This is a genomic window from Bradyrhizobium sp. STM 3557, from assembly GCF_045571465.1.
Taxonomy (GTDB): domain Bacteria; phylum Pseudomonadota; class Alphaproteobacteria; order Rhizobiales; family Xanthobacteraceae; genus Bradyrhizobium.
This window is the reverse complement of the sequence record NZ_CP120697.1, coordinates 4,972,694-4,984,520: the sequence shown is the minus strand read 5'-3', so window position 1 is coordinate 4,984,520 and position 11,827 is coordinate 4,972,694. Positions and strand designations below refer to the sequence as shown.

Here is an 11,827-nt window from a genome sequence, read left to right as displayed (position 1 = left end):
ACAGATCAGACCGGCAGTGTGCCGAGGCTGCGCAAACCGGAAATGCGAGCGGTTCGACTACAAGCCAGGCGGTTGTCGGTCGCGACGACCGCGGCCGGCTGGCTTAACCCAGGCCGGCCCAATCGCGGGGACAGAGGATCTAAATGAACGAAACATTCATGCCTCGGGATCGCCCAATGGAATGAAGCTTCGTGGCTGCAAACCTCACCTGCTTGTGGTGACATGGCCGATGCATTTCCCCGAAAAACGCTCCGGCTATTTCCGAACGGCCTGTGTGGGCTGCCGGATCGCACCCGTCCGCCCATTCCGTTTCTGTAAACCTTCCGGCGGCCGCGAGGCGGCACGGAAGGGCGGCGGAGACGGATTCGGGTCAGTCAGGGCGTTGTTCAAGCCGGTGTGCTGGCGCACAGCATCGAGCACCGATGGCGATACGTCGATATAGGCTGCCTCAACTCTATCGCCGCCGAGCATGGCTCGCGATCGAAGAATGGTGACAGGGCAGCCATGGGAGCCGATCACGTGCTTGAAAATCCAAGCCGGCATCACGCCGAGGTAGCGCTCGATGCCGTTCAGGACGCCAAACTCCTGGCAACCCTGGATCAGCTGGGCGACGACCTGTCGGCGGTTCACAGCATCGAGATCACGATCGCAACCGAAGCGCGAGGCCTCCCAAATCGCTGGCAGGTGAGGCAGCGCGATATCGATGAGATCCGGCCACAACGTCTCCACCATATAGGGACGCGTCGTCGGTATCAGGCGCGTGGTCCCAAGCGTTCGATTGTGATCGTCGACGACCAGAATGTAAGTTGCGGCCGGCGTATCAAATTGATCATATTCCAGCTGCCGGTAGCTGGGGACGTTCCATCTCTGCCTCTCCACGAACATGCGGTAGCGAAGCCGGTGGTGTGAGATCCAGGCCTCTCCATATTGATGAGCCGTCTCCCACGTGAGGGCTATCGTACGCATGGGGCTGGGTCCAATCACGATGCGTCATCAATCCTCGGCGAGACTAGCTCGCCGAAGGACAGCGTGACGAGCTACCGATTCGGGTAGGACCGAGCTGCCATTCGAGGCGCCAAGCTGTCTGCGCTTGCTAAGTCTGCTGCATCTTGAGCAGGATCGCCGTGCTGGCTCGCCGGCAGTCGTGGCTGATCCGGAGAGCACCAATTCAGCCTAGCGGCGTTAGCCGTCGGGGGTTCCGAACTGATCGCGCAGCCTCGCTTGAATGAACCTGCCTTCCATGCGCGTGGCCAGCCTAGCGATCGCCGATTGCACGCAAACGTACGAAATGCTACGCTCTACCTAAGGTTGGCTAGCTGGTCCCGATCGACCGCTCTGCCGGGTCGAATTTGGAAATTCAAAGCCTGCCGGCTTGGCATTGCGCAGAACACGTGCGACCGAGGTAGAAATGGACCTGTTCAGCTTCATCGATTGTTCAAATCGATTGCAATCGCTTCCCGCGCTGTTCGAACTTCTCGTCGATTGCTCAAGCCAAGAAGGCTTCAGCCAAGTCGCATACGGAGCTTTGAACTACAACGAGCCAGTCCGTCTCCCCGGGCATCCGATGCCGGCAATTGCCATCAACTTTCCCTCGGATTGGCGCAAGCACTACTTCGAGCGCAAATACTACGAGCGCGATCCTGTGGTTCGGCGGACGCCGATGCTTTCCAAGCCGTTTATCTGGGATCATCTCCTCGAGCGCAAACAGCTTCATCCCAATGAGCGCTTGGTCATGGAGGAGAGCAGGGAGGCGGGTCTGAAACACGGTGTCAGTGTGCCCTTGTTCGGGCCGTCGGGGCGGATATCGGTGTTGTCCTTTGCGTCCCTGTTTGATGACGTAGATCCCTGTCGACATATCAGCCGCCTCAACGTCCTGGCATGGCAATTCCACATCGCCTTTGCTGCGATTGCCGAGCCAGCGGAACCGAAAAGGAAGAGGATCGAATTGTCCGATCGTGAGCGTGATTGCCTACGATGGACAGCGGAAGGAAAAACCGCGTCGGATATCGGGTTGATTTTGAACATCAGCGAAAACACGGTCAATTTCCACGTCAAGAAAGCGGGGCGGAAACTCGGCACGACTAGCCGGACCGTTGCCGTCGTCAAAGCGATCCGCCTCAATCTGATCGATCTCCCCGGGCGTCTGGACACTTCAATGCCGACATAGCCAGAGGCCGCCGACCGTCAGCCTTGAGTGGCTCATCTTAAGTACGGCATCCACTATCCAGAAATTCCATTCAAACCATCGGACCTGACTCCTGGCGGCTGACCTCGCCAGCTCCAGGCCTTCCCGGTAGCTGCCCGCACCAGTTTCGATCCCTATCAATGCGAGGATCGGAGATCGTGGATGCTCAGAAATCGTACCGATGCTCGCATGATTGCCGCCGCATTCCCGGGGGAGGCACGCTGACGCTGACCCGCAACCGCATTTCGTCTTCGCAGGCGCCACGTCCAGTGTCGCGCATGCACTATCAAAATCGGTAGCTGGTCGATGGCAACGGGGATGGTGTAATAAGCCCTGAGAGAAGATCTGACGACGCGCCCACTTCCGAAGGGAAGTGCTTCGGAGTAGGGTCGCTGGAGCCATGCGGCTCTTGTATTTGACAGGTGCACGGCCACTCCTGCGCATTGCGCTCGCCGATCGGAGCAATCTGCTATTGGTCAGATGGCCGAGGGGACAAGGCAAATCGCATGCACCAGGTTCGTCGGATCCGATCTCGGGCGGCATGGATCGGTGTGCAATACTGCTACGCCTAGGATCGGCAGTCCGATCGACGTCAATACTCTGAATACGGCACCGGGCGTTCGATGTCAGATAAGACGCTTTGCTCTAGAACGCGAGATAATGGCCTTACGCTCCCGAGGCGACTCGCGTGCTGATCTGCAACCTGCGAGAATCGCGGGACTGAAACACATCTTGTATTGATGTTGATACGACTTAGTCATATCTTTCGCGGACTAACGAAGGTACGGGACACGAGCCGGATCATAGAAGCGCTGCAGCACTTTGCGATGGGCCGCCGAGAATGATTCTGGATATTGCCGCAAATGACCAGCGGAGATCGACAATGTCTCTCGATGACGTGGCTCGGCCGGAGCTGACAGTCGAGCAGTCGAAATTGATCCTCACCAAAGGCGCCGGCGAAGAAGGGCCTGACGAGGTACTGCTGGCGCTCGGTCGTCAATTCGACGCGCTCTCGGCGGAGCTTGCAACGCTGCAAATGCGGGACGAAGCGCTTTCCTCTGCTGTTGCGTCAATTGAAGGCCATCAAGGTGAGGCGCTCGAGAGGGTCTCGCTTGAGCGTGTGGAGGCGATCCTGGCATCGCTTGATCCTATCGAGCGAGCCATCATGGCGATACCAGCGACTACGATCGACGGCCTCGGCGTCAAGGCTCGACATGCAGCGCATGTGCTGTCCAATTATTGGACGGAATCCCCCGAACGGCTCGACTGGCATGCGCGCGCAGTCCGCCTTCTCATCGAAGCGACCTGCAATGTCGCAGGCGTGGGCTTGCTACCAAGCGGCGGCAATCGGTCAGCATGAAGGCTTGTCCTGCTCCGGACAGAGACAGTTGAGCGCCATGCTGCGCGAGCGGCGCGAAAGTTGGCTGCTGCGTTCTCGTAGTCAATCGCGTCAGGAGCTGCGCCGGGCGATCAAGGCTTGTGACTCCATAATCTCCACCACATGACCGTTTGTGGCGAATTGCGGCATCTGCGTCAGAATCTCATGCGCGAGCCGGCCCGATAAGGAGCCGAGCTGCTCGGGTGACGAGGTCGACATCGACAGCGCTCGATCGACGAGCCGCGGGACCGGAACGACGCGTCGTTCGATCACACCAATTCGCATCAGCTGATCGAACGATGAATTGAGCAACACCGCCTCATGCCGCAGGTGCTGCAGTGGAATGGAATTGCGGCTGTCTGCGTAGCTGTCGACGAGTTCGCTGTAGTGCTTGTACCAGCTGTTTTCTGGGACCTCCGGACGAACGTCGTTGAAGAGGACGACGGCACCATCCGGTTTGATCAGCCCGTCAAGCCTGCGCAGGGTGTCGGCGCGATCCATCCAGTGAAAGGCTCGGCCTATCGTGACGACATCGAATGTGCCGAGGTCGGGACCAAGCTCGTAAGAACTTCGTTGGACGAGCTCGATGCGCACATTGGCTGCAGCAGCAGCTGCACGGGCGGCCTCCAGCATGGCCGGCTCAGGATCCATTCCGAGAACGTTTCCCACGAGCGGGGCAAATGCGATTCCGAGCCAGCCAGGTCCGCAGCCAAGATCGAGAAGTCGGTCGTTTTCCGCAAGCTGCAGCTGCTGGGCTACGATCCGAATGAGCGCGGGAGCATAGTTCGGCCGGCCAGCCAGATAATGAGGCACAGTCGATTTGAACCGAGGGAATGAGCGCGCAGGTTTTTCTGGCATGTCTTCTCGATGCACGATCTGCTCGCCGGCGTCTATGGTGCTTCTGTAGCCTTGCAAGAGTTCTATAGGGCGTGCGAAGCGATAGGAAAGCCGGGCAAAGTTGAAGGCTCCGCCGGTGGCCGCACATCGTCTCGGCGGCGCCGTTCCGCCGCCACTGCAACGGAGCGCACGAGTTTAGCGCCCAAAGTCCTTGAGCGGCATTCGTAATTCATAGGTCGCCGGCGGTGCCAAAAGTTCAAAATGCTGGATAGGGCGTTGCTGCATATCGAAGTGCAGGCGTGTCACCTTCAGGAGCGGGGCGCCAATGGCAACATTGAGCCGTTCGGCAACGATAGGATCGGCGGCCGCGGCCGATACCACCTGTTCGCCGAAGGCAAACGAGATGCCGAAACGCTGCAAGATGGCGTAGAGCGATGCTCCCTCCAGCTCGCTTGGTCCAAATTGGCGCCCAATGGCTTCGGGAACGTAGGTCGTGACCTGCATGATGGGCCGATTTTGCATGTATCGAATTCTCACCGTTCGTTGAAACAGATCGTCGTCGGCGGCTTCGAAATGGCTGCGGACGTGCCGGGGGGCGCGCGTAAATTCATACTTGACGACGTGAGCTTGGGTGGTACGCACGATCTCGCTATTGCGGGCAGCGAGATCCATGATCGGCACGGTGAGAGGCTCGGGTCTGGAGAGCTCTCGTACAAAGGTCCCAGCTCCTTGGCGCCGTTCGATCAGGCCGAGCGCCCCAAGTGTCTCCATGGCAGCTCTGACCGTTACGCGCGAGACGCCGAACAGCTTGGCAAGCTCCTCCTCGGAAGGGAGCGTCTCACCAGGGGCGTAGCGCCGTTCTGCAATATCGTCCTGCAAGACCAGGAAGACCTGGTGGTGGAGCGGAATGTTACGGCGTTTCCTGGCACGTACGGGCGGCGGCGCCGCCGTTTGTCGTGATCCTTCACTCGCAGCCGATCTGCGCCCCCGTTTGCTCGCGGTCGAACGCGGGGCGTCCGAGGGGGGAGGAGGGCGGCGTGCCACAGTCTATCTCGAGTCAGCCGTGCTCAGGCTCGCCGCGCAATCGGACGTTTCATTTTTGTCGGATTGCTGAGTTTGCCTTGTCAACGAACGTGTTAGTGAACGTGGCGGGAAGATCAATCGTGGCGCTCCGCAGACGCGGGTCGACCGTCGAGAGGACGTGAAGCGCAACCTTTGCTTCGGCAAGGCTAAACCTACCATCTGGCGAGAACATGTCTCTCGTTCCACGAATCGATGCGAGAAAGCGGTCAAGATCCGGTTTGACCCATTCTGCCGGCAAGATCCTGGCAATCTCCTCGGCCGCGGCGTCGTTAATCCAGATGAGTGCGCGCACCATCGCCTGGGTGAAAGCTTGAACTGTTCTCGGGTTTTCTTCGATGAAGCTGGAGCGCCCGTAGATTGTGCCAGACGGATAAAGGCCTCCATAGATGCGGGTCGTGCCTTCATTCGTCCTTGTGTCAGCGACAACTTTGGCATCGCCGGCCGACGTGAGGGTCGTCAGGGCGGGCTCGCCAGTTACCACGCCATCGACCGTGCCGCTTCGAATTGCCGCGACTGCGCCGGGTCCTCCGCCGACACTGACAAACGATATCTCTGATGGCGCAAGGCCGGCTTCGAGAGCGAGAAATTCAACCATGAACTGTGTCTGGGAGCCGAGCGCTGTCACACCGATCTTCATGCCCTTGAGATCACTTGACCCCCGGTAAGCTGAAGCCTTGTCGTTGCGCAGCGCCAGGGCGAAGGTAGGGTGGCGCCCGAACAGGACGATGCCAGTAATCCGCTGCCCTCGTGCTTGCATCTGTATCGTATGATCGAAGGCCCCCGCCGTAAGATCAGCGCTTCCCGCTATAAGCGCCTCAAGTGCCTTCGAGCCACCGGGCAGATCGACAATTTCGACTTTAAGCCCACTGTCACTAAAATAACCCAGTCTGTCGGCAATCGTTAGCGGCGCATACTGCAAGAAGGCTTGCCCACCAACGGTGACTTTGACTGACGAGATTTCCGGCCCGGAGCTGACCGCCCAAGCTGGTCCGCACATCAAGCAGATTGGAAGAGCGAGAAGGTTGCGTCGATGCAACAAGGGTCAGATCTCATTTGCGCAGCAGGAGGCGATCCGGACGAGCCAAGCTGACCCGCGAGAGCGCCAGCTCACCTGAGGGGACCATATTACCGTTCAGCGATCCGGACAAGAGAAAAGCTCGTTGAGGTTGCATTCCTGAATAGCTCGCAGAGCTCGGCCGCATCCGTTGCCGCATTCATTGATGGAGGCTTACCGAACCATCTGCCTGATCGCTTGCGCCCGTGGAGCGAGGCCGGGCTGCGCCAGGGGACCGCGTATGGCAAAAGTGCGCCCCCCGGAGTCTCCAATTGCCTTTTTGGAGGAATCGCAGCTCGAGCGCTGCACCAGCTGACGATCCCGGAGTGCGATCGTGAATGCACGTATAAGTAGCATAGCAGAACGGATTGGCCTTTCCACGGCTCGCGACCTCGGTTTGTAGACTCGACAGTGGCTGGCCCGGCGCGGTGGAGATGCGGTGGTGCCGCGATCTTTTCGCCGCAAGCAGACGCTGCGGTTGTAGATGACCGACGTGAACGAGCTGATCAGCGGGAGGACAATCCTGCAGCGGACGCTCGGCAAAACCGTTGAGCTCGAAGTTGCAGGACCCGATCCTGTGGCGCTGTCCAGTCGAGTGGTTGGTGGAGCAGGGGATTCACGGTCGTGAGCGGCCGAAGGCGTCCGAGAATATGTGCGCCAGATCTCAAAGCCTGGCGCACTCCGGGCAGACATCGACTGCTACGCTGCTGTTTGGCAAGACATGGAGGGACGACAGGAAGTAGCGACGAGGAAGTTGAACGTCCCCAATGCTCGTGCGCGGCGGCCGCGCTTTCCCCAATGTCGCTCGCCATCGCGGATGTGGACGGCTTGATCGTCGCGTTTTGCGTGCGCTCCGCTGGCGACTGAACATGCTGGTCATGATCATTGCGCCGATCCGCCGCGAGCTCGGCAAACACGCTCCAGAGGGTGCCGTCACACTCTTTCAGAGCGGCCTCGGCATCCGCCCAGTCAACGCCCAACCCCAGCAGGACTGCGGCCTTGATGTCTCCCTTGGCCCCTCGAGAGAGCGTGCCGCGAGCGGCAGATCGCAGCGCGCGAGTTGCGCCACCATGGCCTCGGCCCGCCGTTTCAGCTTGGCGTTCGTCGGCTGCATGTTCACCATCATGCCGCGATACACCCGGCCAAGGCGCAACATGATTGCTGAGGAGATCAGGTTGAGCACGACCTTCTGCGCTGTGCCCGCCTTCATCCGCGTCGAGCCGGCAATCAGCTCGCGCCCGGTCTCGATCAGGATCGGAGACTTTGCCGATGTCAGCAGTGCAGTGCGCGGATTGTTGGCGACACCTATCGTGACGGCACTGAAAGCACGGGCATGCTGCAGCGCCGCCACTGTGAACGGCGTTGTCCCGCTGGGGGCAACGGCGATCACCACGTCGTTTGGCGTGAGCCGCACGGCATTGATCTGCGCGAGCGCATCATCGACATCATCCTCAGCGCCCTCGATGCTGGTGACGAACGCGCTGTTGCCACCGGCGACGATAAAGCGGACGCGCTCGTTGGGCCAGGCGAAGGTCGGCGCCAGCTCGGCGCCATCTGGACCGCCACGCGCGCCGAGGTGCCGGCGCCGACATTGACGATGCGTCCGCGATCGCGGCCGCGGTGGCTGCTTCGGTCGCTGCGCTGATCACGGGAAGGGCACGGCCGATCGCCGCAACGGCTGCAAGCTGGCCCTCCCACAATGGCTTCGATCGCTGACGTCAGCGGCCATGCATCAAGGTCGGCAAAGCGAGGATCGACATCTTCGGTGGCCATTTGCTTGATTCCATGCGCTCCCTAAACGCGGACCTTTGGAGTGGTCAGTTTCTCTTTCCGGCGACACGAGCCGCCGTGAGGCCGTCGCTGATGAGTATGACGGTCGCGAAGGGATGCGCGATCTGCTCGAGCGCCGCTTCCGCGCCGCGGCAACCCAGACCCGCAAGGCCAACTCCGGCGTGCATCCGCGCGAAATCCTCATGCGTCAGTCCGGCCTGCGAGGCTGCTGCTTCGGTGCTCTATGATGGAACACCAGGCTTGCTCAAAGCCAATCCGAGTGGTGGCAGGTCCCGAACTCGCTGCACCGAGCACCCTGCTGTTTTCGTCGTCGATCCGGACGCGGCAACGGGTTCCGCCCTCGCCAATGCCGAGATGCGTGGTATCTTTCCTTCCCAATGGTGAGAGCGGTGGAAAGACCGAGCGTCGGCTGCGCAGCGCATCTTTGATGGTGCAGACATCCGCAAGCCAGGATCGGGCAGTATCTCTCAGCGGACGGATCGAATGCATCACCCTCGCCGAGGCATTTCGAGGAAGGTTCCAAGGATTGCCTGCTCCGGATCGTGCGGGTCGTAGAACACGGGCAGTTTCTCGCTCACCTTGTAGCGGACCACAGCCTGGACCTCACTTCGGCGACCGTGACGAGGGCCCCACGGATTTCGCACCACGTCGGTTTTTGGCGCTGTCCATCAGGCATTCGGTCGGCTTTGCTCCACCCGGCTACACCAAGGTTGGGATGACCACTAGAACAGCTTGCCGGCGTCGTTTTCCAGGGGCGCTCCCAAGAGCACCCTTAAGCGGGGAAATGCACCTAGATCTGTAGGCAATGTAGCTAAATCATTGCAGCTGCTGTTATTTTCTCCGCCCTCCGAGCGCACCATTCAGCCACGTTCTGGCTTGAAATCATTAGCTTTTTTGTGAAAATGACTGATCGGCGCTACTGTTGCGTTCTGGGTGCGCGACGGTATTAAATCACCGTGTTCTCGTTTTGGCTCGCGTCGAACGACACCAACTTCTCCATGCCGCTGGCGCCCAGCATATCGCGCTTGGCCTGGGTAGACGGCCGGCATTTGGGGTCGCTCCAGCCGAGCATGGCCATCATCTGCGCCTCGCTGCGCTCGGCGTAGCAGCGATGGCCACATCGACGGCGTTATTGAACGCCTCCGTCCCGAACTCACCTCTAATCCTGATCTTGGGCAACCGTTCGGAGCTGCACGTAATAGCGCAGCTGCCCGCGCTGGCTGAGGTCCGCATAGAGACAGCGACGCTCCGGCTGGTCGGGCATCACGTCGGCCTGGACGCGGCTCATACGCAGACTCCTCCGAGCGAGGCGACCCCGCTTCGTACGCTGTGTCAAACGCCGACGTCCCGCATTCCTCACTGCGCTAATAGCGGATTTTGACCGCGTTCTCGTATGGCAGATTAGAATCGTCGCTCTCCATCTGCTGTTCGCCCACACGCACAGACTATGAGCCGTCGCTCGGCTCGTCGGAGTTAACGAGTTCGGCAGTCCGACTTACGACCTGGCAGAATCCCGAGGGGTCGATTCCGCTGCGTCTTCATTTGAGTTCGATCGCGTTCGTTAGGTTTGAGTGAAGTCGTCCGTGGTGTGCGAAACGGTCCGTGGCACGGCAACGGCATACTTTGACCTACGATCAGGCTTCTCGGCTCCAATCGTTCTGTTGAACGTTTACTAAAGCGCTATTACTAAACATGCCTGCTACGGATAATCGGCTGGCTGTTCTATGATCCAGATGCGCGCAAATTGCTTGCGCCGGACCAGATGGGCACGCATTCCCTGAAAAGTACCGTGCGTTTTGCTGCAAATGCGAACATTTCGGTTGCGCCTGCGAGCGTCGCAATATTTTCGTCAAGGTTGCAAGAAACTGGCTTGACGGTTTTAAAAATTTAGTAATACGTTTAGTCCCGTAAAAAACTAAACATCACGCATCGGACCGATGTGAAGGAGGACCCCAAGCAATCCGGAGCCGTCTCCGGAAGCGGTCCGTCTCGCCCTTCAGTCATCGCTCCTCAAACTCGGCTTCAGAGTCTTGGCGTCGTTCCGGCAGAAGCGCCGAGCGGGTTGGTTGCTTCAACGAGAGAGGAAACGGAAATGCGGACATTCAATTGGTTGAGAAGTTCAGCGGCCACCACGGTTCTCGGGGCGGCCCTGCTGGGCGCATTTGGCGGAGGCGAAGCTGCGGCCCAGAGCAAGCAGCTCACACTGTGCTGGGCGGCATGGGATCCGGCCAATGCGCTGGTCGAACTCGGCAAGGACTTCACCAAGCAATCCGGCATCGAGATGAAATACGAGTTCGTCCCCTGGACGAGCTATGCCGATCGCTTCCTCAACGAGCTCAACTCTCACGGTAAGCTGTGCGACCTCATCATCGGCGACAGCCAGTGGATCGGCGGCGCGGCCGAGAACAAATGGTACGTCAAGCTCAACGATTTCTTCGCCAAAGAGAAGATCTCGATGGACGACTTCGTCCCGGCCACGGTGGTGGGATATTCGCAGTGGCCGAAGAACACGTCGAACTATTGGGCGTTGCCGGCGATGGCCGACGCGGTGGGGTGGACCTATCGCAAGGACTGGTTCTCGCGACCTGACATTCAATCGGCGTTCAAGGCCAAGTACGGCCGGGAGCTGGCGCCGCCTAAGACCTATGACGAGCTGAAGGAGATCGCACAGTTCTTCCAGGGCCGCGAGATCGACGGCAAGAAGGTCTACGGCGCCTACATCTTTACCGAGCGCGGCTCGGAAGGCATTACCATGGGCGTGACCAACGTGCTCTACAATTACGGCTTCAGCTACGACAATCCCCAGAAGCCGTACCAGATGCAGGGCGTCGTCAACTCGTCCCAGGCGGTCAAGGGGCTCGAGTTGTACAAGGAGCTCTACAAGTGCTGCACGGCGCCCGGCATGACCAACGCCTACATGCAGGAAGGGCTCGATGCCTTCAAGTCGGGCCAGGTCGCGATGCAGATGAACTGGTTCGCCTTCTTCCCCGGTCTCTACAAGGATCCGAACGTCGGCGGTGACAAGATCGGCTTCTTCGTCAATCCGGCAGGGCCGAACGGGCACTTCACCCAGCTTGGCGGACAGGGCATTTCGGTGGTGGCGACCTCCGACCGCAAGGACGACGCGCTCACCTACATCAAATGGTTCGCTCAGCCTGCCGTGCAGCAGAAGTGGTGGCAGCTCGGCGGCTACTCGGCGCTGAAGGCCGTGGTCGACGCGCCCGACTTCCCGAAGAGCGCAGCGTTCGCGCCGCAATTCCTGGAGTCGATGGGCATCGTCAAGGACTTCTGGGCCGAGCCGTCCTACGCGCAGCTGCTGCTCGACATGCAGAAGCGCGTGCATGACTACGTCGTCGCAGACAAGGGCACGGCGCAGCAGGCGCTCGATCTCCTGGTCAAGGACTGGACTAAGGTCTTCAAGGAGCAGGGCAAGCAGGTCGCCTCGCAGTAGACGCGGGTTGCCGCGCGAACCGAAATGGCTTTCCCGGGGGAATGTTCC

Annotated in this window: 11 protein-coding genes and 1 pseudogene; 4 read left to right on the top strand and 8 right to left on the bottom strand. The window is 59.8% G+C overall.

Annotation, left to right across the window (positions count from 1 at the left end):
- Window positions 1-255: 255 nt before the first annotated feature.
- The gene (locus P6U24_RS22865) at window positions 256-966 is read right to left on the bottom strand and encodes an acyl-homoserine-lactone synthase (protein WP_407154755.1); all 711 of its coding nucleotides are present in this window, start codon (window positions 964-966) and stop codon (window positions 256-258) included.
- A 442-nt stretch (window positions 967-1,408) separates the two neighbouring features.
- Here P6U24_RS22865 and P6U24_RS22860 point away from each other — a divergent pair, with 442 nt between their 5' ends.
- Window positions 1,409-2,167 carry a LuxR family transcriptional regulator gene (locus tag P6U24_RS22860; RefSeq protein WP_407154754.1) on the top strand — a complete coding sequence of 253 codons (759 nt, stop codon included), beginning with the start codon at window positions 1,409-1,411 and terminating at the stop codon, window positions 2,165-2,167.
- A gap of 901 nt (window positions 2,168-3,068) precedes the next feature.
- Window positions 3,069-3,545 (top strand): hypothetical protein, encoded by a 477-nt coding sequence (locus P6U24_RS22855; RefSeq protein ID WP_407154753.1) that lies wholly within the window; start codon window positions 3,069-3,071, stop codon window positions 3,543-3,545.
- 90 nt (window positions 3,546-3,635) lie between these two features.
- Here P6U24_RS22855 and P6U24_RS22850 read toward each other — a convergent pair whose 3' ends face one another.
- The 4 genes and pseudogenes from P6U24_RS22850 to P6U24_RS22835 all read right to left on the bottom strand — a co-directional run.
- Window positions 3,636-4,421, bottom strand: a complete 786-nt coding sequence (locus tag P6U24_RS22850; RefSeq protein ID WP_407154752.1) for a class I SAM-dependent methyltransferase — start codon at window positions 4,419-4,421, stop codon at window positions 3,636-3,638.
- A 174-nt stretch (window positions 4,422-4,595) separates the two neighbouring features.
- Window positions 4,596-5,279 carry a GntR family transcriptional regulator gene (locus P6U24_RS22845; protein ID WP_407154751.1) on the bottom strand — a complete coding sequence of 228 codons (684 nt, stop codon included), beginning with the start codon at window positions 5,277-5,279 and terminating at the stop codon, window positions 4,596-4,598.
- 214 nt (window positions 5,280-5,493) lie between these two features.
- Complete coding sequence (locus P6U24_RS22840; RefSeq protein ID WP_407154750.1) at window positions 5,494-6,522, bottom strand: ABC transporter substrate-binding protein; 1,029 nt, start codon at window positions 6,520-6,522, stop codon at window positions 5,494-5,496.
- A gap of 917 nt (window positions 6,523-7,439) precedes the next feature.
- Window positions 7,440-8,310, bottom strand: a pseudogene (locus P6U24_RS22835) (N-acetylmuramic acid 6-phosphate etherase); the annotation flags it as partial.
- A gap of 113 nt (window positions 8,311-8,423) precedes the next feature.
- On the opposite strand from P6U24_RS22835, the gene P6U24_RS22830 reads away from it, so the two are divergent.
- Complete coding sequence (locus P6U24_RS22830; RefSeq protein WP_407154749.1) at window positions 8,424-8,555, top strand: hypothetical protein; 132 nt, start codon at window positions 8,424-8,426, stop codon at window positions 8,553-8,555.
- A gap of 261 nt (window positions 8,556-8,816) precedes the next feature.
- Here the strand turns inward: P6U24_RS22830 and P6U24_RS22825 are convergent, their stop codons facing one another.
- The 3 genes from P6U24_RS22825 to P6U24_RS22815 form a co-directional block, all read right to left on the bottom strand.
- The gene (locus P6U24_RS22825) at window positions 8,817-8,921 is read right to left on the bottom strand and encodes a hypothetical protein (RefSeq protein ID WP_407154748.1); all 105 of its coding nucleotides are present in this window, start codon (window positions 8,919-8,921) and stop codon (window positions 8,817-8,819) included.
- A 353-nt stretch (window positions 8,922-9,274) separates the two neighbouring features.
- A complete protein-coding gene (locus P6U24_RS22820) occupies window positions 9,275-9,409 on the bottom strand; it encodes a hypothetical protein (protein ID WP_407154747.1) in 135 nt (44 codons plus the stop codon).
- Between the two features lie 78 nt (window positions 9,410-9,487).
- A complete protein-coding gene (locus tag P6U24_RS22815) occupies window positions 9,488-9,616 on the bottom strand; it encodes a hypothetical protein (protein ID WP_407154746.1) in 129 nt (42 codons plus the stop codon).
- Between the two features lie 804 nt (window positions 9,617-10,420).
- Between P6U24_RS22815 and P6U24_RS22810 the strand changes: the two genes are divergently transcribed.
- A complete protein-coding gene (locus P6U24_RS22810; RefSeq protein ID WP_407154745.1) occupies window positions 10,421-11,779 on the top strand; it encodes an ABC transporter substrate-binding protein in 1,359 nt (452 codons plus the stop codon).
- The last annotated feature ends 48 nt before the right edge of the window (window positions 11,780-11,827 follow it).